General features: G+C 67.9%; 20 protein-coding genes and 1 pseudogene. 16 read left to right on the top strand and 5 right to left on the bottom strand.

The annotated features are described in order from the left end of the window. Positions 1-2: 2 nt before the first annotated feature. From QSJ19_RS04450 to QSJ19_RS04465, 4 genes are all read left to right on the top strand, one after another. Positions 3-617, top strand: coding sequence for a hypothetical protein (locus QSJ19_RS04450; RefSeq protein ID WP_286318593.1), 615 nt, complete (start codon positions 3-5; stop codon positions 615-617). After that, the gene (locus tag QSJ19_RS04455; protein ID WP_286318594.1) at positions 587-1,180 is read left to right on the top strand and encodes a hypothetical protein; all 594 of its coding nucleotides are present in this window, start codon (positions 587-589) and stop codon (positions 1,178-1,180) included. Before QSJ19_RS04450 ends, QSJ19_RS04455 begins: the two co-directional genes overlap by 31 nt. Before the next feature lie 99 nt (positions 1,181-1,279). Further along, positions 1,280-2,536 carry an NAD(P)/FAD-dependent oxidoreductase gene (locus QSJ19_RS04460; protein ID WP_286318595.1) on the top strand — a complete coding sequence of 419 codons (1,257 nt, stop codon included), beginning with the start codon at positions 1,280-1,282 and terminating at the stop codon, positions 2,534-2,536. Between the two features lie 9 nt (positions 2,537-2,545). Continuing rightward, positions 2,546-3,262 carry a DNA alkylation repair protein gene (locus QSJ19_RS04465; protein ID WP_286318596.1) on the top strand — a complete coding sequence of 239 codons (717 nt, stop codon included), beginning with the start codon at positions 2,546-2,548 and terminating at the stop codon, positions 3,260-3,262. A gap of 72 nt (positions 3,263-3,334) precedes the next feature. Here QSJ19_RS04465 and QSJ19_RS04470 read toward each other — a convergent pair whose 3' ends face one another. The 3 genes from QSJ19_RS04470 to mftR form a co-directional block, all read right to left on the bottom strand. Beyond that, positions 3,335-3,709 carry a DoxX family protein gene (locus tag QSJ19_RS04470; RefSeq protein WP_286318597.1) on the bottom strand — a complete coding sequence of 125 codons (375 nt, stop codon included), beginning with the start codon at positions 3,707-3,709 and terminating at the stop codon, positions 3,335-3,337. 37 nt (positions 3,710-3,746) lie between these two features. Then, positions 3,747-4,802: a ferredoxin--NADP reductase gene (locus QSJ19_RS04475; protein WP_286318599.1), complete on the bottom strand. Its 1,056-nt coding sequence runs from the start codon at positions 4,800-4,802 to the stop codon at positions 3,747-3,749. A 107-nt stretch (positions 4,803-4,909) separates the two neighbouring features. Continuing rightward, entirely contained in the window at positions 4,910-5,530 is a 621-nt protein-coding gene (gene mftR / locus QSJ19_RS04480) for a mycofactocin system transcriptional regulator MftR (protein ID WP_286318601.1), read from the bottom strand. Positions 5,531-5,641: 111 nt separating this feature from the next. Here mftR and mftA point away from each other — a divergent pair, with 111 nt between their 5' ends. The 5 genes from mftA (at position 5,642) to QSJ19_RS04505 (ending at position 9,696) form a co-directional block, all read left to right on the top strand. Further along, a complete protein-coding gene (gene mftA, locus QSJ19_RS04485) occupies positions 5,642-5,737 on the top strand; it encodes a mycofactocin precursor MftA (protein ID WP_187588528.1) in 96 nt (31 codons plus the stop codon). Further along, positions 5,737-6,090: a mycofactocin biosynthesis chaperone MftB gene (gene mftB, locus QSJ19_RS04490; protein ID WP_286318602.1), complete on the top strand. Its 354-nt coding sequence runs from the start codon at positions 5,737-5,739 to the stop codon at positions 6,088-6,090. Before mftA ends, mftB begins: the two co-directional genes overlap by 1 nt. 49 nt (positions 6,091-6,139) lie before the next feature. After that, positions 6,140-7,432: a mycofactocin radical SAM maturase gene (mftC, locus tag QSJ19_RS04495; protein WP_286318603.1), complete on the top strand. Its 1,293-nt coding sequence runs from the start codon at positions 6,140-6,142 to the stop codon at positions 7,430-7,432. 148 nt (positions 7,433-7,580) lie between these two features. Then, on the top strand, positions 7,581-8,795 hold the full coding sequence (mftD, locus tag QSJ19_RS04500) for a pre-mycofactocin synthase MftD (protein ID WP_286318604.1): 1,215 nt from the start codon (positions 7,581-7,583) through the stop codon (positions 8,793-8,795). Between the two features lie 88 nt (positions 8,796-8,883). Continuing rightward, on the top strand, positions 8,884-9,696 hold the full coding sequence (locus QSJ19_RS04505) for a mycofactocin-coupled SDR family oxidoreductase (RefSeq protein WP_286318605.1): 813 nt from the start codon (positions 8,884-8,886) through the stop codon (positions 9,694-9,696). A gap of 143 nt (positions 9,697-9,839) precedes the next feature. Here QSJ19_RS04505 and QSJ19_RS04510 read toward each other — a convergent pair whose 3' ends face one another. Further along, positions 9,840-10,952, bottom strand: a complete 1,113-nt coding sequence (locus QSJ19_RS04510; protein ID WP_286318606.1) for a CaiB/BaiF CoA transferase family protein — start codon at positions 10,950-10,952, stop codon at positions 9,840-9,842. 185 nt (positions 10,953-11,137) lie between these two features. Here QSJ19_RS04510 and mftE point away from each other — a divergent pair, with 185 nt between their 5' ends. The 7 genes and pseudogenes from mftE to QSJ19_RS04545 all read left to right on the top strand — a co-directional run bounded on the left by mftE (position 11,138) and on the right by QSJ19_RS04545 (position 18,301). Continuing rightward, complete coding sequence (gene mftE / locus QSJ19_RS04515; protein ID WP_286318607.1) at positions 11,138-11,899, top strand: mycofactocin biosynthesis peptidyl-dipeptidase MftE; 762 nt, start codon at positions 11,138-11,140, stop codon at positions 11,897-11,899. Next, the gene (gene mftF / locus QSJ19_RS04520) at positions 11,896-13,332 is read left to right on the top strand and encodes a mycofactocin biosynthesis glycosyltransferase MftF (RefSeq protein WP_286318608.1); all 1,437 of its coding nucleotides are present in this window, start codon (positions 11,896-11,898) and stop codon (positions 13,330-13,332) included. Before mftE ends, mftF begins: the two co-directional genes overlap by 4 nt. A 2-nt stretch (positions 13,333-13,334) precedes the next feature. Next, the gene (gene mftG, locus QSJ19_RS04525) at positions 13,335-14,669 is read left to right on the top strand and encodes a mycofactocin system GMC family oxidoreductase MftG (protein WP_286318610.1); all 1,335 of its coding nucleotides are present in this window, start codon (positions 13,335-13,337) and stop codon (positions 14,667-14,669) included. Positions 14,670-14,702: 33 nt separating this feature from the next. Further along, complete coding sequence (locus QSJ19_RS04530; protein ID WP_286318611.1) at positions 14,703-15,131, top strand: PPOX class F420-dependent oxidoreductase; 429 nt, start codon at positions 14,703-14,705, stop codon at positions 15,129-15,131. A 37-nt stretch (positions 15,132-15,168) separates the two neighbouring features. Beyond that, positions 15,169-16,334 (top strand): annotated as a pseudogene (locus QSJ19_RS04535) (GTP-binding protein). Positions 16,335-16,394: 60 nt separating this feature from the next. Next, on the top strand, positions 16,395-17,072 hold the full coding sequence (locus tag QSJ19_RS04540) for a FadR/GntR family transcriptional regulator (protein ID WP_286318612.1): 678 nt from the start codon (positions 16,395-16,397) through the stop codon (positions 17,070-17,072). A gap of 110 nt (positions 17,073-17,182) precedes the next feature. Next, positions 17,183-18,301: a CynX/NimT family MFS transporter gene (locus QSJ19_RS04545; protein WP_286318856.1), complete on the top strand. Its 1,119-nt coding sequence runs from the start codon at positions 17,183-17,185 to the stop codon at positions 18,299-18,301. Between the two features lie 248 nt (positions 18,302-18,549). On the opposite strand, the gene QSJ19_RS04550 is transcribed toward QSJ19_RS04545, so the two are convergent. Then, positions 18,550-19,278, bottom strand: coding sequence for an aspartate/glutamate racemase family protein (locus tag QSJ19_RS04550; RefSeq protein WP_286318614.1), 729 nt, complete (start codon positions 19,276-19,278; stop codon positions 18,550-18,552). Positions 19,279-19,289 lie beyond the last annotated feature (11 nt).

Genomic DNA, 19,289 nt, shown 5'->3' on the forward strand with positions numbered 1-19,289 from the left:
GCGTGAGCGATGCCGTCACCGACGAGGCGTTGCAGTCGGCACGCCGGCGGCACGACGAGGCGACGAGGCGGGCCCGCTCGGCACGGATCGCCGCCGCGGAACCGTTGCGGGCTCGGGCTCGGCAGCGGAGCCGCCGGTTCCGACTGGCCGGAATCGGGATGATCGCCGTCGTGATCGCACTGATCGGCCTGATGACAGCGCTCGCCGTCCACAATCGATCGGCGGCTCAGCGCTCGGATGCCGCCACGGCAGCACTCGACGCGTCGCGGAGCGCGATCACCACATTGCTGACCGCGGATCCCGTCGACGGTCGCGGCTACGTCGAGCGGGCACTCGCGGTCAGCACGGGTCCGCAGCGCGACAGGCTCACGGCCGCACGGGATGCCCTCGCTGCGGAGGTCGCGGCGCAGGACCGCCCGAGCAGCGGGGAGGTGCTGTCGGCCGGACTCATCACCGATCCGGAGTCCGACGACGTCGGGGCGCAGGCGCGGGTGCTCGTGGTCGCCGAGGCGACCGATCCACAACTGGTCGATGGTGACACCGGGAGGGTGACCGTCGAGGTGACGATGACCCGCGAAACCAACGGATGGCTGATCAGTTCGGCGGGTCCGGCGTGAGCGCGACCCCGCGGTCGCCGGCGCGACTCACCACCCGCGGCCGTCGACGGGTCACGATCGCCGTGGGTGTCATCGTCGTCGCGCTCGTCGTCTCAATGATCGGGATCGTCGCCGTGTTCCGATCCCGATCGGTGCCGGACGACGGGCAGCGCGCCGCCGTCCTGTCGGCGACCACGTCGGCGGTGACGGCACTGATGACCTTCGGCCCTGACCTCGACCGCGCCGGCCGCGACGAGGTGCAGGCCCGCCTCACCGGTCCGTTGCTCGCCGATTACCGCAGCAGGGGACCGGATGTGGTGCTGCCGGGCGCGGTGGCCGCCGGCGCGACGATGTCGGTACGTGTCGTCGGTGCAGCGGTCAATGCGTACGCCGACGACCAGTCCCAGGTCCTGGTGTTCGCCGATCAGGCGATCCGTCTTCCGGGCGCCGTTGCGACCGCGGGAGCGGGCGATCCCGACGGCAACGGTGAACGTGCCCCTACCGCACGGTGGGCCACTATGCGTAATGTCGAGGGGAATTGGCGCCTCGCCGACCTGCAACCGGTCGGCGACGTCACTCGATGAGCAGGCGCACGTCGCACCGCTCGCACCGGTCACCAGGCCGGGAACCGCGCGCAGTGGGAGGTCCGGCGCGACGGACGGATGTCGTCACGGAGGAACACGATGAGTGGATCAGACGCGGGTGTGGTGATCGTGGGAGCAGGACTCGGTGGTATCCGGGTCGCGGAGAGTCTGCGGGCCAACAACTACGACGGCCAGATCACCCTGATCGGCGCGGAATCCCACCCACCATACGACCGTCCGCCGCTGTCGAAGTCGGTGTTGCTGGGTAAGGACGACCGTGTCGACCTCAAGCCCGCGGAGTTCTTCGACGAGTCGTCGATCGGGCTGCGGGTCGGCGAGCGGGTGAGTGCCATCTCGCCGGACGATCACACCGTCACGGTCGAGAAACTCGACGATCCGGCGTCCAGCGAGACCGTCGGCTACGACACACTGATCCTCGCCACGGGACTGAGCCCGCGGACCCTGCCGGGCGCCGACGGTGTGTCGGGAATCCACGTCCTGCGCTCGATCGACGACGCGCTGGCCTTGCGCGGTGAGATCGACGACGCGTCGACCGCGGTCATTGTCGGCGCGGGGTTCATCGGTTGTGAGGTGGCGGCCAGTCTCAATCAGCGCGGGGTCACGGTCACTCTCGTCGAACCCGCGCCCACACCGCTCGCCGCCGCGCTCGGCACCGAGGTCGGCGCCCTTGTGACCCGACTGCATCAGGCCAACGGTGTCGACGTGCGCACCGGCGTCGGCGTGGAGGAGATCCTGACCGACGTGTCGCAGGAACCGGCATCGCCGGCTGATACGGGAACGCAGGCGACGAAGGTACGCGGCGTACGGCTTGCCGACGGATCCGAGGTGACCGCCGACATCGTGGTCGTCGGGATCGGCTCCATCCCGGTGGTCGACTATCTCGACGGCTCCGGAATCGAGCTCGCCCCACGCGAATCCGGCGGCGGTATCGCCTGCGACGAGAACGGCGCGACGTCGGCGCCGGACATCTATGCGCTCGGCGATGTGGCGAACTGGCGGCTCGAATCGGGAAAGACACGGCGCGTCGAGCACTGGACCCACACGGTCGAGCAGGCGACCGTCGTCGCTCATCGCATCGCGAAGACCGACGCGATGATCCCCGCCACGCCCGCCTACTTCTGGAGTGATCAGTACAACCTGAAGATCCAGGTGCTGGGCCGGCCGGAATCCACCGACCAGTTGCACCTCGTCGACGACGACGGCACCAAGTTCCTCGGCTACTACAGCCGGGACGGCATCCTGACCGGCGTCGTCGGTGCCGGGAAGGTGGGCGCGGTGATGAGGACCCGACCCAAGTTGCTGACCCCGACGCCGATCGCGGACGTCCTCGGCTGACCCGCGACGATGTCGCTGGCGGACCAGATCGTCGCGGAGACAGCGCAACTCGCCGATCCAGAGCGCGCGGCCGGCTCGGCGCGGTTCTTCAAGACCGGCCCAGGGCAATACGGCGAGGGCGACTCCTTCATCGGCGTGACGGTGCCGCAGCTGCGGAAGGTCGCCAAGCGCTTCCGTGATGTCGACCCGGCCACCATCGACACCCTCCTGGCGTCACCGATCCACGAACACCGGCTGATCGCTCTGTTTCTGCTGCGTGCCGAGTTCGACCGCGCGTCGGGCGACGCGGCCGCCGGGTGGGTCGACCGCTACCGTGACGCGATCGACCGGGGATGCGTCGACAACTGGGATCTGGTCGATGCATCGGCCGATTCCGTCCTGGGACGTTGGCTGGTCGACCAGGGCGACCATAGACCGCTGGTCGAACTCGCCGCGGACCAACGACTCTGGCATCGCCGGGTCGGGATCGTCGGGACCTTCGCGTTCCTCAAGAAAGGGGACCCGGATGCGACACTGGACGTCGTCCCGGTGGTGATCGCGGATCGCCGTGATCTCATCCAGAAGGCGACGGGATGGATGCTCCGAGAACTCGGCAAACGCGTGGACCGCGACCTGCTGACCGGATTCCTGGCCGTCAACGCGGCCCAGATGGGCCGTACCGCACTGAGTTACGCGATCGAGCACCTCGACGCCGACGAGCGTGCGCACTACCGATCACTGCGCTGAACCCTGTGTGCTGAACCCTGTGCCCTGAACCCCCGAGCCGGGGCGTGCGCCCAGAGCCGGCGTGCCCGACCTCTACTTGGCCGGGGTCCCGCGGAACACCTTGACCGCTGCCCAGATCATGGGAAACTGCAGCGGCAGTCGGCCGATGGCGACGGCACGCAGGGCGGGCGGCTTGTCCTTCCAGAGCCGGACCATGTTGATGTTGGCGGGGTAGACCGCGATGAAGAGCGCGGCGGCCAGCGCTGCGGCGGGCTTGCGCGTCCGTGGGGACAGCAGGCCTGCGCCGATGGCGACCTCGGCGACACCCGATGCGTAGGTGAGGGTACGAGGATCGGCGGGGATCTCCTCGGGAATGATCTCGTCGAACGGCTTGGGTGCCACGAAATGCAGTGTGCCGATGGTCAACAGCATGCCCGCGAGGGAACGTGCCAGTCGGTCGGGGGTCATGGGGTGCCCTTCGTCGTGTGAACCGGCTCGTAATGTGTCAGAACTCGACCCGGAGTGAATCCGATGTGGGATGCGCCTGACAGCCGAGGATGTAGCCGTCGGCGATGTCCTCGGGATCGAGCGCCCCCGTGTTCTCCATCTCGACCGTACCCTCTGTCAGGGTGCAGGCACAGGAACCACATTCGCCTTCTTGGCACGAGTACGGGGCATCGAGACCGGCCGCGAGCATGATGTCGATCAGTGAACGCTTCCGCGGCCATTTGAGGCTGTGGGTCTCGCCGTCGAGATCGACCTCCACCGTCGCGGACTCGGCGTCCTCATCCTCGGTGACCTCGTCGAGTTCGACGTCGGCGAAGGGATCGCCGGACAGCGAGTTGTAGACCTCGGTGTGGACGTTGTGGTGCGGAAAGCCCGCTCCGGCAAGGCCTTTGTGGACGGCATCCATGAACGGCCCGGGTCCGCAGAGGTACGCGGTGTGGTCGGCGACGGCGCGGAACGTGGTCGCGAGCACCTGGTCGTTCGGCAGACCCTGCAGTGATTCCAGCCAGTGGATCACGGTCAGCCGATCAGCATGGGCCTGCTGGAGCTCGCGCAGTTCGTCGGCGAAGATCACGTCGTCGACGCCGCGGTTGGCGTAGAAGAACGTGATCGGCTCGGACCCGGAGTGCAGCGCCGCCTTGAGGATCGACATCACCGGTGTGACGCCGCTGCCCGCGGCGATCAGCAGCAGCTTGGTGTCGAGCTCCTTCGGGGTGAACACGCCCGAGGGGGGCAGCACCTCGATCTGTGTGCCCTTGGTGAGGTTGTCGCAGACCCAGTTGGAGCCGTAGCCGTCGGCGGTGCGTTTGACGGTCACCTTCGGCCGGGAGTCGGTGCGGGGTGAGGACGCCAGCGAGTAGCATCGCGCGACCGAGCCGGTCTGCTCGCTCGGTATCCGCAGCGTCAGGAACTGCCCGGGCTTGTAGTCGGTGAAGGATTCCCGGTGGACTTCGGGGACCTCGAACACGACCGACCGGGCATCCGCGGTCTCGTCGATGACCTCGGCCACCGTCAGGATCACGCTGCGCGAGCCATGCGGGGTCAGCTCGGTCATCTCGCCACCTCTCGATGATCGTCGTCGCACCCGATGCCTTCGCGTTGTGGCTGCTCAGAGCGACAATTAGAACACGTTCTACCTAGTCTACTCACAAGGTGCGCCGATCATGACAGCGCGTCCACTCCCTGCGCAAGAGTACGGCTGCCGGCGACGATCAGGGCCTGGAGGTCGGTGCCCGGATGGGTCAGCCACTGGTCGTAGGCGGCGAGGGCGGTGCCCAGGCACAACCAGGCGACCGTCTGGGGGAGGTGGCCGTTCTCGGTGAGGCCGAGTCGGTGGGCGCAGAACTCGGCGATGACCTGCCGCCACTCGGCATACATGAGCATCGAATGCGCTTGGAGCGCAGGCACGCCCAGGAGGAGTGACATCCGACGGCGATGTCCGGGGAGCTCGCTCTCCGGCACCTCGTTGAAGGAGATCAGCGCCTGCTGAAGGGCGTCGGCCATCGGCAGATCCGCCGGGATGTCGGCCAGCAGGGTGCGCATCTCGGCCAGGTGGGAGTCGAAATCACCCCAGGCGATGGCGTTCTTGGACGGGTAGTAGCGGAACAGGGTCCGGCGGGCGATCCCGACGGCGTCCGCGACGTCGTCGACGCTGGTCTCCTCGAATCCCCGGGAGGTGAACAGATCGATCGCCACTGCGCTGATCTCGGCGCGCGAGGTGACCGGCCGTCGTCCCGGTTGGGCCGAGCGTGGGGGGGCGGGTCTCGCGCCGGGTGTGCTCATCGTCACCTGTCCATTTGATCAGTTTTCCGCCAGGGGTGGTTTTGATGCACCGAGTGCCATTATAGTGTCAGGTGATCCGCATCACTACCGTCAGAAAATGGAGGTTGGATCATGGCAGATCAGTCAGCCACGTCGCAGGACACCGAACTCGTGGGCGAGTCGCTCGTCGAAGAGGTGTCGATCGACGGGATGTGCGGGGTCTACTGATGTCGACCCCGGCATCGACTCCGGTCTCCGGCGGTCGCTCTGCGGCCGCCGGGGCCCGGCCCTCGCCCAGTGACCTCAACCGTTTCTCGCTCGACGATGCCTGGACGCTCAACCCGAAGGTGGCGTTGCGTCCGGAGCCGTTCGGCGCGCTCCTGTATCACTTCGGTACGCGCAAGTTGTCGTTCCTCAAGAACCTGACCGTCGTCGGGATCGTGCGCTCGCTGGCCGATCACGCGACCGCCGAGGACGCGCTGATCGACGCCGGGATCGGCGAGGCCGACCGCCCGCTGTACGTGCAGGCCCTCGGTGCGCTCGCCGACTCGGGCATGATCGTCCGCCGCCGCGCCGCCTGACCGCTTCTCGACGCCCCTTTTCGACTCGACGCCCAGAGGATTCTTCTCGATGACCACACTCGAAATGCCGCCTACCACAACCGCTCTCGTCGGATCGGAACCGCCCGGTGTGCCGCCCGCTGCTGCGCAGACCCCGAAGGTCGGTCGCCTCGTCGATCAGTTCGAGAAGGGACTGGACGCGCCGATCTGCCTGACCTGGGAGCTGACGTATGCCTGCAATCTGGCGTGTGTGCACTGCCTGTCGTCGTCGGGTAAGCGTGATCCCCGCGAGTTGTCGACCGAGCAGTGCAAGGCGATCATCGATGAGCTGCAGCGGATGCAGGTCTTCTACGTCAACATCGGCGGCGGCGAACCGACGGTCCGCTCCGATTTCTGGGAGCTGGTCGACTACGCGACCAGCCATCAGGTGGGGGTGAAATTCTCCACCAACGGGTTGCGTATCGACAAGGAGGTCGCCGCCCGACTGGCCGCCTCGGACTATGTGGACGTGCAGATCTCGCTCGACGGTGCCACCGCCGAGGTCAATGACGCCGTGCGCGGGCCGGGATCCTTCGACATGGCGGTGCGAGCGTTGGAGAACCTGCACGAGGCGGGTTTCGCCGACGCCAAGATCAGTGTCGTGATGACCCGGCAGAACGTGGATCAGCTCGACGAGTTCAAGGCACTGGCCGATCGCTACAACGCGACGCTGCGCATCACGCGGCTGCGTCCGTCGGGTCGTGGCGCCGATGTCTGGGATGACCTGCACCCGCTTCCCGAACAGCAGCGATCGTTGTACGAATGGCTTGTCGCACACGGGGACAACGTGTTGACCGGCGACTCGTTCTTCCATCTGTCGGCGTTCGGCGGCACGGGTGGGTCGGGTGCGCTGCCGGGTCTGAACCTGTGTGGCGCCGGACGTGTCGTCTGTCTGATCGATCCGGTCGGCGACGTCTATGCCTGCCCGTTCGCGATCCATGAGAACTTCCTCGCCGGCAACATCACCACCGACGGAGGTTTCCAGGAGATCTGGCAGCGTTCGGAGCTGTTCACCGAGTTGCGTGAGCCGCAGAACGCCGGCGCCTGCACCAAGTGCGCGCATTTCGATGCCTGCCGCGGTGGCTGCATGGCCGCCAAGTTCTTCACCGGCCTGCCGCTGGCCGGTCCGGACCCGGAGTGTGTGCAGGGTTACGGCGAGCAGCTTCTTGCCGGTGAGCGTTCCAAACCGACGGCGAACAAGGATCATTCGCGTGGCACCCCGTTGACCCTGATGACACGGCGGCCGGATGGGGACCTGTTGCCCGTCGGCGCGCCGCCGTCGAAGAGCTGTGACGAGAACCCGCTCGCCGGGTTCACCCCCTAGCCGCGACGAACCATCGCCGCGACCAACCACCGCCGCGACGAACCACCGCCACGACGAACACCAGAACTGTATCGGCGACACGGACGCCCGGCATGCGGTCGGGCGATGCCGTGCTGCCACCGGAAGAAGAAAACAGGTAGGAAACACAATGGCCAAGAAACCGTGGGTACAGAATCCGTGGGCTCGCAATCCCTGGTTCGAGACCGTCCACGAGGCGCAGCGTCGCGCCAAGAAGCGGCTGCCCAGATCCGTGTACTCGTCGCTGGTCGCCGGCACCCAGGCCGGGGTCACGCTCCGCGACAACACCGAGGCGTTCTCCGAGCTCGGCTTCGCCCCGCACGTGGTCGGCGCACAGCCCGACCGCGAGTTGTCGACGTCGGTGATGGGTCAGGAGATCTCGTTCCCGGTGATGATCTCGCCGACCGGTGTGCAGGCCGTCGACCCCGACGGCGAGGTCGCCGTAGCCCGGGCAGCGGCGGCCCGCGGTACCGCGATGGGCTTGTCCAGCTTCGCCTCTCATCCGATCGAAGAGGTCACGGCGGTCAACGACAAGATCTTCTTCCAGCTCTACTGGCTCGGCACCCGCGACGACATCCTGGCCCGCGTGCAGCGCGCCAAGGAGGCCGGAGCGAAGGGACTCATCGTCACCACCGACTGGGTGTTCAACATCGGTCGCGACTGGGGCAGCCCGGAGATCCCGGAGAAGGTGGATATCCCGGCGCTGCTGAAGCTCGCTCCGGAGATCGCGGTCAAGCCGCGGTATGCGCTCGACTGGATTCGCGACGGCAAGGTCGAGATCCCGGACCTCACCGCACCGAACCTGACCCCCAAGGGCGAACAGGGGCCGACGTTCTTCGGCGCCTACGGGCAGTGGATGAACACACCCCCGCCCACCTGGGAGGACCTGCAGTGGCTGCGTGAGCAGTGGGACGGGCCGTTCATGGTCAAGGGCATCACCCGCCTCGACGACGCCAAACGGGCCGTCGACATCGGAGCCTCGGCGATCTCGGTCTCCAATCACGGCGGTAACAACCTCGACGGCACGCCGGCGACGATCCGTCTGCTCGGGCCGATCGCCGACCAGGTCGGTGGACAGGTGGACGTGCTCCTCGACGGCGGCATCCGCCGCGGCGGCGACGTCGCCAAGGCGCTGGCCCTCGGTGCACGTGCCGTGATGGTCGGCCGCGCCTATCTGTGGGGTCTCGGTGCCAACGGGCAGGCCGGCGTCGAGAATGTTCTCGACCTCCTGCGCATGGGTCTCGACGGGGTCGTGATGGGCTTGGGGCACAAGAGTGTTCACGAATTGTCGCGGGACGATCTGATCATCCCCGACGACTTCGAGCGGTCCTTCGGCCAGGCCTGATCTGCGCGGGGCGCCCAGTCCGCCCGAGCCAAAGTAGAACGTGTTACAGTTTTTCGAAACGGAACACGGAAGATGAGGACTCGGGCGGATGGGGCAGTTCGACGGCAAGGTCGTCTACATCACGGGCATCGCCCGCGGGCAGGGGCGCAATCACGCGGTGCGGTTCGCCCGCGAGGGTGCGGCCGTCATCGGTATGGACATCGCCGGTGAGGTCGCCGACCACACCACCTATCCGGCCGCCACGCCCGACGACCTCCGGGAAACCGTCCGCCTCGTCGAAGAGGCCGGCGGCAAGATCCTTGCCCGGCAAGGCGATACGCGCGATCTGGCGTTCCAAGAGGAGCTCGTGGCCGCCGGCGTCGAGCAGTTCGGACGTCTCGACGTCGTGGTCGCCAATGCGGGTCTGCTCACCTGGGGCAAGGTGTGGGAGCTGACGGAGGAACAGTTCACCGACGTCGTCGACATCAATCTCGTCGGGACCTGGAAGACGCTACGCGCCTCGATCCCGGCAATGTTGGAGGCGGACAACGGCGGATCGATCGTGGTCATCAGCTCGTCCGCCGGACTGAAGGCGATGCCGCTGCAGGCGTCCTACTCCGCGTCGAAGTTCGGGTTGCGCGGCCTGACCCAGTCCGCGGCCAAGGAACTCGGCCACCACCGCATCCGGGTCAACAGCGTGCACCCCTACGCGGTCGACACGCCGATGGGCGTCGCCGACACCGAAGCTCACCGCATCTTCGGGATTCCCTGGGTCGGACCGCATCTCACGTCGATGATGAACCACCACCCGGTCGCCTCCCTCGACGAGATCTCCGACGCCGTGCTCTACCTCGCGTCGGACGGCGCGAAAGCCGTCACCGGCGCGGAATTCTCGATCGACATGGGCGCGACCAAGGTCTGAGGACGGTCCCCGCCAGAATCGCGTCGATCGGCGAGATCCTGGGCACGATCGGCAAGGGCGAACCCGGCCTTCGTCGCATGACGGAACGGATGCGAGGTTGGCGCGGGGTGTCGGGGGAGCCGGAGGCGCCCCCGACACGTCGGTCAGTCCTGCCAGAGGGTGGCCGGGTCGGTGGCCTCGCGGGCGGGTGCGGTGGGCGTCTCCGGCGAGGTGCGGGAAAAGCGCGGGGCGACCTGGGCCTGCGTGACGCCGTCGATCTCGACGAGGTTCGCGCGGGCAGCCATGTGCGGATCGGCCGAGGCCTCACCGAAGTCGAGAACCGGTGACGTGCAGGCGTCCGTGCCGTCGAAGATCTTCGTCCACTCGTCGCGGGTGCGCGACTTGAAGGTGTCGGTGAAGATCTGTTCGAGCTTCGGCCAGTTCGCGAAGTCGTTCTGTGCGGGCAGATCGGCGTCGGCCAGTCCGAGTCCGGTGAGCAACTCGGCATAGAACTGCGGCTCGATCGCGCCCACCGCCATGTACTTGCCGTCGGAGGTCTCGTACACCTCGTAGTACGGCGCGCCGGTGTCGAGCATGTTCACGCCGCGCGCGTCGCTCCACAGCCCGGTGCCCCGGAAGGCCCACATCATCTGACCGAGCACCGACGCCCCGTCGACCATCGCGGCGTCGACGACCTGACCCGTCCCCGACGACTGGCGCTCCAAGAGTGCGGCGAGGACGCCGACGACGAGGAACATCGAACCGCCGCCGAAGTCACCCGCCAGATTGAGCGGGGGGACCGGCCGGTCCTCCTTACGGCCGATCGCATGCAGCATCCCGGTCAGCGAGATGTAGTTGATGTCGTGGCCGGCACGGTCGGCGCGCGGACCCTCCTGACCCCAGCCGGTCATCCGTCCGTAGATCAGACCCGGATTCACCGCCGCGAGATCGTCGGGGCCGAAACCCAGCCGCTCCATGACCCCGGGACGGAAACCCTCGATGACGACATCGGCCTTGGCGACCAGACCGAGGATCGTCTCCCGATCGCCCGGATCCTTCAGATTCGCCTCGACGACCGGCCGACCACGGAGCAGCGCGTCCGCCTTGCGGTCTGCCGCGGGGAGCGATCCGGGGCGCTGAACGCGTACGACATCCGCACCGAGGTCCGCCAGCAGCATCGCCGCATGCGGTCCGGGGCCGATGCCCGCGAACTCGATCACCCGGATTGCGCTGAGGGGCCCGCTCTTTCCGCTGCTGTGCGGCGCAGTTGACGTCATGATGTCCTCCCGGTCCGATACCCGACGCCATGTGTCGGGTCTCACGTTCGTAGGTCCAGCATGGCATAACCGATCGATCGCTCGGACATACGGTCTCTTCTGACGGGACAGGGATACCGGAATCGAATGGAGTAAATGCGTCGACTCGGTTTTCAGGCACCGGTGCCGTCGCTAGAGTTGAACGAATGGAGCGACGGTCGGGCCTCGGGCAGATGTGCTGGCCCGAACTGTCGGACCGCACCGTCACCCTGCTCGTGCCGACCGGTGCAACCGAGCAGCACGGGCCGCACCTCCCGCTCGACACCGACACCCGGATCGCCGGGCTGGTCGCCTCGCGTGCGGCGGCCCGCCTCGCCGGCGACGACCCCACCGACGACAACCGCACCGACGACGACCCCACCGACGACGGCCGGCTGATCGTCACCGCGCCCGCCCTGTCCTACGGCGCGAGCGGCGAGCACGAGGGTTTCCCGGGCACGATCTCCGTCGGACACGAGGCCCTGCACCTGCTGCTCATCGAGTACGGGCGCAGCGCCTGCCGGTGGGCCGACCGGCTGGTCTTCGTCAACGGTCACGGTGGCAACGGTGCCACCCTGGTCGCGGCCGTCGAACGGCTGCGATACGAGGGCCGGGACGTCGCGTGGTTCCCGTGCGCCGTCCCCGGCGGCGATGCGCACGCAGGTGTCACGGAAACATCTGTGCTCCTTCACTTCTCACCCGAGTCCGTGTCCATGTCGGTGGCCGAGACGGGCAACGTCGCGCCCATCGCCACGTTGCTGCCCACCCTGCGCGACGGCGGTGTGGCCGCGGTGAGCCGTAACGGTGTGCTGGGCGACCCGGCCGGTGCGACGCAGGAGCACGGCGCGGACATCACCGAGACGATGATCGCCGGCCTGGTGTCGGCGGTGCGCGACTGGAACGTCGGGGACAGGGGACGCCTACGATGACCGCGGTGGACAAGGAGCCGCAGGCCACCGCCACGGTCGACAACACGTTGCCCGACGGCTTCCAGGTGCAGATCGACATGCGATGCGCGCGGCATCGCGACCTTCGCTACCTCGTGGGCGGTTCGCCGACCCGGATGCTCCGACTGACCGACGCGGCCCTCGGCATGACCTCCGCCGACGGCCGCATCGAGGTGTGCGACCCCGCGACCCGGAGCCTCGCCCGCCGGCTCCTCGACAGCGGAATCGCCAACCCGCGCCCCATGTTCGGGCCTCGGCCCGACGATGTGACCGTCGTCGTACCGGTGCGCGGAAATCAGTCGGGGGTGGATCGGCTCCTTCGTGCGGTCGCCGGTACGAAGGTCATCGTCGTCGACGACGGCTCGCCGCAGCCGATCGTCGCCACCGGTGCCGACGTCACCGTGATCCGGCTCGACGAGAACCGGGGACCGTCAGCCGCGCGGAACGTGGGCGCCGCCGCCGCGACGACCGACTTCGTCGCCTTCCTCGATTCGGATGTCGTCCCTCCCGCGGACTGGTTGACGATGCTCCTCGGGCACTTCTCCGATCCGGCGGTCGCCATCGTGGCGCCCCGGATCGTCGGACTCAGCCGCGCGGACCGTGGCGCGTCGATCGCGGAGCGCTACGAGAACGGCTACTCCTCGCTCGACATGGGACCCGAGGAATGTGCCGTCGTCCCCGGAAGTCGCGTCCCCTACGTCCCGAGCGCAGCGATGGTGGTGCGGCGCGGCATGTTTGACGGATTCGACGAAACGCTTCGGGTGGCCGAGGACGTGGATCTGTGCTGGCGGACGCACAAGGCGGGGTGGCGGGTGCGCTACGACCCGGTGGCCCGGGTCTCCCATGATCACCGCACCGATGTCCGGTCGGTGCTCGATCGGCGGCGCTATTACGGCACCGGCGCGTCCTACCTCGCGGACCGACACGGCGGATTCGCCGCGCCGGTCGTGATGTCGATCCCCATGGCCATCGCCGTCGTCGCCCTGATGACCCGGACCCGGGTCGGCCTCGCGATCGCCGTCATCATTCTCGGGCAGCTCGGGATGCGACTCCGACAGCGACTGGGCGAGCTGCCGGGCGCACCCCTCGTCGCGACCCAGATGACCGGCCGGGCGGTCGGATTCGGTCTGTTGCAGGCAGGTGGTGCGGTCTGCCGACACTACTGGCCGGTCGCGCTGATCCTCGCGGTGATCTCGGCCCGCTTCCGGCGGCTGGCGGTCGAGATCGCCGTCGCCGAGGGGGTCGTATCGTGGGTGCGTCACGCCGTCGCCGAACCCGCGACGGGCCCGGCGATGGGGCCGCTGACCTATACGCTGTTCCGCCGGCTCGACGACCTCGCCTACGGTGCCGGCCTCTGGCAGGGGGCCCTCACGCACCGCGATCTCGGCGCACTCCGACCGGTCCTGACGACATAGCCATGTCGCGTGACGATCTGCCGTCGCGCGTCGACGTGATCGTCGTGGGCGCAGGGAGTGCCGGATGTGTCATCGCAGAACGGCTGTCGCGCAATCCCGATCGCTCGGTCCTGCTGCTCGACCGTGGGCCGCACGAATGGCCGACCACGCAGATCCGTGACCTGGGAGTACTGCCCATCTCCGCCGGCTCGCCCTACGCCCAGGCCTACGACGAGGCATCCGGGCTCGGTGTCATCCGCGGCCGCGGACTCGGCGGGTCGTCGTCGGTCAATGGCGGCTACTTCCTCCGATGGCATCCGGGTGATTTCGACGACTGGCCCACCGGCTGGACGGCCGACGACGTCGCGGCCGCTTACGCAGAGCTCGATGCGCCGGGCGGAACCATGGGCGTGTCGGCCTTCGCCGACGACGAACTCGCCGACGTGGTACCGAGATTCGAGGCGTACTGGGCGCGGTCGATGCCGATCCGCCGCGCCGACGACCCGTGGCCGATCGTCGGAGTGAACCGGGTGCGGTCGAATCGCGAGGGCGACGGGCGTCGCACGGCTGCCGAGGCCTACCTGCGGGCGGCACTCGGCCGGCAGAACCTGGTCGTCGCGACCGTGGCGGAGGTGACCGCGGTGACGTCGGTCGGTCGCACCGTGACAGGCGTCGACGTCGGTGGCATCACCATCGACTGCGGTGAGGTGGTCCTGAGCGCCGGCACCCTGGGCACCGCGGCGATCCTGCTGCGGTCGGGACTCGACATGCTCGGCGACGCCGATGAGTTGCCGGTCCACGAGCATCGCGAGGTGCTCGTGCACTACCGGGCCCGGTGGGGATCCGGGCGGGCGGCGACACGGCCACTCCTGCAGTCGGTGGTGCACACCGCTGATGACATCGAGATCCGTTGCTACAGCGACGATATGGCGAACTACATCAAAGGTCTCCCGCCGGCGGGGCCCGCGATGGGTGTCGCGGTGATGCGGCCGGGGACACCCGGGTCGGTGCGGCTGAACCGGACCGGGTTGACCATCGATCTCGGGACGGTCGACGACGTGGCGGCCACCCGCTTCGAGCACGGTGTGGGTGCCGTCGCCGAGATGCTGCGGTCGGATCTGTTCGCGGGCGACGTGAATCCGGACTCGGTCGCCGCCGACCCGGTGGTGCGCACCTCGCAGCACGCGTGGGGCAGCATGCCGATGGGTGAGCGGACCGACTGGCTCGGCGGGGTGATCGGAGTACACGGACTGCGGGTTGTCGACGGGTCGATCCTGCCCACGGCCGGCCGCAGCGGTCCGCACGCCACGATCATGATGACCGCATGCCGTATCGGGGACCGCCTCCTGGAGCGCTGACGGGGCGCCGGGATGAGCCGTAGGGTGGGGGACATGGCTGCTTCCCTGGACGATCCGGAGATCCGAGACTTCCTCTCGAGCGGGACCAAGACGGGCCACCTCGGCTATCTGGCCAAGGATGGCCGACCGCTAGGTGCGCCCGTCTGGTTCGTTCTCGACGGCGAGCGGATCGCCTTCAACACCGGTGCGATGACCGCGAAAGGTCGTGCCATCAACCGTGATCCGCGCGTGGTGCTGACGGTCGACCTGCCGGAGCCGCCGTATGCGTTCGTCCAGATCCAGGGGCGGGCGGAGGTGACCGACGACCTCGACGAGGTGCGTCGCATCGCAACTCTGGCCGGCGAACGGTACATGGGTGCCGACCGTGCCGAGGAGTTCGGCGCACGGAACGGGGTGGAGGGTGAGCTGGCGGTCTGGATCGAGCCGACGACCGTCATCGGCGCACTCGACGTGTTGGGCTGACAGGCTCCAGCCAACGCCTTGTTGAAAACAGTCATCACTGGCGCGTGACCCTTCCCCGCCATGCGCGCCCTTGCCCGTCACCGTGCTGTCCGGATTTCTCGGCGCGGGCAAGACGACCCTGCTCATCCACATCCTCGCCAACCGTGCCGGCAACCGGGTCGCGGTGATCGTGAACGACATGGGCGAGGTCAACGTCGATGCCTCGCTGATCGGTCTCGGTGGGTTCGAACTCTTGTGCATGAGCGGCTCGTCGAACTCACCAACGGGTGCATCTGTTGCACCCTCCGCGACGATCTCGTCGAGTCCGTCGGTGAACTCGCCCGTGCCGGGAGGTTCGAGTAGCTGGTGGTCGAGTCGACCGGCATTTCCGAGCCGATGCCGGTGGCGGCCAGCATCGACCGGGTCTTCGACGACGGTTCGTCGCCCGGCGATGTCGCGCGATTGGACACGATGATGACAGTGGTGGATTGTGCGACGTTCCCGGAGCTCGTCGCGGGTGACCGCCACGACGAGCGGGCGATGGAAGCCGAAGGGGGCGAACATCGTTCGATCTCCGATCTGCTCATCGACCAGGTCGAGTCCGCCGACGTCGTCGTCCTCGGCAAGGCGGACCTGGTCACCGATCAGGTACGCGGTGCCGTCGAGGCGATGGTGCGGCGGCTGAATCCACGAGCGGACGTCGTCGTCGGCGATCGGGGTGCGGTGCCTCTTGAACGTGTCGTCGGGACAGGGCTCTTCGATCACGAGGCCGCGTCGTCGGTCGCAGGTTGGGACGATGCACTGCTCGGTGGTCACGTGCCCGAGCCCGAGGAGTACGAGATCTCCTCGACCGTGTTCCGCTCCGATCGGCCCTTTCACCCCGCGCGGCTGGCGCAGGTGCTCGCCGACCTGCGAGGAGTGCTGCGCAGCAAGGGATTCTGCTGGATCGCAAGCCGCCCCGAGGTCCTGGCGGTCTGGTCCCAGGCCGGTCCGAATCTGGTCATCGAGCCTGCACAGTACTGGGAAGCCGACGACGGCGCGACCGCTCTCGGCCCGTCGCAAGGGGTGGTGCTGATCGGTGTCCGACTCGACGCCCCCGCAGTACACGGCCTCCTCGGGTCGGCTCTGTTGACCGATGGCGAACTCTCGCAAGGGCCCGACGCCTGGCGCGGATCTCCGGACCCGTTGCCGACATGGGAGATGCCGTCCGTGCACTCGCACTGACGGCCGACCAGGTGCGCCCGGCGGACATGGCCGTCAAACATGGGATGTTAGGGTGTCTTGATGCCCGACCTGATCACGCCACCGCCCCGCACCAGCGAACTCGTCGTCGGCCGTATGCAGGACATGATCCGCAGCGGCCGGTGGCCCGTCGGCGAGCGCATACCAGCCGAGCCGGAACTCGTCGCGCACTTCGGCGTGGGCCGCAACACCATCCGCGAAGCGGTTCGGGCGCTGGAGTACTCCGGGATGCTCGTGCCACGGCGCGGCGACGGCACCTACGTGCGCAGCCGGAACGTCCTCGCTGCGGCCATCGAACGATGCCTGCCCGGACCGGCGCATCTCGATCTGCTCGAGGCCCGGCGAGCTGTCGAGACGGAGGCGGCGGCGTCGGCAGCCGAGCGGGCGACCCCGCCACAGGTCGTCGCTTTGCAGGAGTGCCTCGCAGGAGCCGAGGCGGCGCTGTCGGCGGGTGATATCGAGGCATATGCGCAGGCGGACATCGTCTTTCACACGAGAGTGGTCGACGCGTCGGGAAACGGTCTGCTGATCGAGCTGTATGGCGGGATCGTCGAGGTCATGCAGCGGATGCACGCGGTGATCGTCGACGCGACCGTGACCGACAGACAGCATCCACAGGGGCATCGGGAACTCGTCGAGGCGATCGAGGCGGGTGACGCCGATGCGGCACGTGCAGCGGTGCACTCCTATCTCGAAGAGGCGAGACGGGGGCTGGCGTGATGTCGGGGAAGACGTCGACCCGAGCGACGACCGACGGGACCGCGGACACCGACGGGCCCGACCGGAACGCGCCGCGCGGTGTCGCCGCGGTCATCGCCGCCGTCGGGATCATGCTCGTCGCGGCCAATCTCCGTCCGCCGGTGGTGTCGGTGGCTCCGCTGATCGACGACATCATGGGCGACCTCGTAGTCACGAGTGCGATCGCAGGACTGCTGACGACATTGCCGGTCCTGTTCTTCGGCCTGAGCGCACCTTTCGCTCCACGGATCGCGGCCCGATTCGGTATCGAGCGAACCGTTTTCGTCTCGCTGATCGTCCTGATCCTCGGCATGGCACTGCGCTTCGTGCCTCACCCGATCAGTCTGTTCGCGGGATCCGCGGTCATCGGTGCCGCGATCGGAATCTGCAATGTGGTGCTTCCGGCGTTGATCAAACGGGATTTCGCGCACCGATCAGGTCTGATGACGGGCCTCTACTCGATGACGCTGTCGGGCGGCGCCGCCGTCGCGGCAGCGCTGACGGTCCCGATCGACGAGCGGCTCGACGGCAACTGGCGGCTGACCCTGACGACGTGGGCCGTGCTCGCCGTCGTTGCGATGGTGGTCTGGGTGCCGCAGTTGACGCGTGTTCACCGGATCGCGGTGTCGTCGGGAACGGTTTCCTTGCGGGGCAACAGGATCGCGTGGGCGATCACCGTGTTCATGGGCACCCAGTCGCTGGTGTTCTACACGTTCGGTGCGTGGTTGCCGCAGTATCTTCTCGACCACGGTCGGAGCGACGCGCAGGCGGGCACGATACTCGCCATCGGTCAGGTGGTGGCACTGCTGGCGTCGTTGGTGATCCCCATCGTCGCCGGCCGATTCGCCGACCAGCGGGTCATCACGCTGATCGTCGTCGCGGTCTGTGCGATCGGGTTCATCGGCCTGGTGAGCACCGATCAGGTGGTCACTCTGTGGGTCATGCTCATCATGTTCGGTCCGGGCGCATCGATCAGCCTCGCCTTGCTGTTCATGGTGTTGCGCAGTCCCTCCACACGAGTGACCGGCCAGGTGTCGGGGATGGCGCAGTCGATCGGCTACGTCGTCGCGGCGATCGGGCCGATCGTGATCGGCGCGCTGCACGACGCGACCGGTTCGTGGACGCTGGCCATGGGCGTCCTCGGCCTGGTCCTGATCCCGCAGGCGGGTTCCGCTCTGGTGGCGGCCAGAAACGTCAAGATGCGTGTCTGACCTCTCGATCAGGCAGGCGGCTCGAATCCCGCCGACCGGGTCCAGATTGTCGCTGACCGGGCCCAGCTTCTCGGTGATCGGGCCGACCGACCGACGTGGACGACGCGGCGGGAGCGACCGGAGCGCGCGACGTCATCTGGACACGGTCGGCGAAATCCTGGACACGGTCGGCAAGATCCTGGATACGGTCGGCAAGATCCTGGACACGGTCAGCGAGGGTCTGGGCACGGTCAGGGGACGAAAAGTGCTCAGCCCCGGCCGAAGTCGCGCAACTGGCCCGAGTAGGGCTTCGGGAGTGGGGGAGCGAACTCGCCGGACGCGGTGCCGGTGCGCAGTCCCATCGCCGCCATGGCAGTCAGCATGCCGACGCCGGCGGCGATGCCGTCGATCACGGGCGCCCCGATCGCGTCGCTGATGCGCCGCGGAAGGTCCGCCATCCCTGCGCAACCCAGGATGATCGCGTCCGAACCGTCGGACAACAATGCCTCTCGACACGCCTTCTCGAGGATGTCGGCGGTGGCCGGGTTGGTCTCCAGTTCGAGGACCGGGATGTCGCAGGCGTGAACGCCCAGACACTGTCGGGAGAATCCGTGATGTGCAACGAGATCGGTGGCCCGACCGATGGTCCGGTGCAGCGTCGTGACGACCGAGAATCCACGCCCCAGCGGCGCCGCGAGATGCATTGCGGCCTCGGCGATGCCGAGTACGGGCGCGTCGGCCATCTCACGCGCGGCATCGATCCCGGGGTCTCCGAAACAGGCGATCAGGTAGCCGTCGCAATCGGGGTGCTCCGCGATCGCGCGGAGCACGCCCGGCACCGCCAACGCCTCATCGTAGTGACTCTCGATCGACGCCGGGCCCATCGACGACGTCACCGGGATGATCTCGGCGTCGGGGCGGGCGACCGCGGACGCCGCGACGGCGATGATGTCGGTCATCGCCGTCGCGGTGTTGGGGTTGATGACGCAGATGCGCATCGTGGTCCGCG

The organism is Gordonia sp. ABSL11-1, from assembly GCF_030315685.1.
In the GTDB taxonomy this organism is placed as follows: domain Bacteria; phylum Actinomycetota; class Actinomycetes; order Mycobacteriales; family Mycobacteriaceae; genus Gordonia.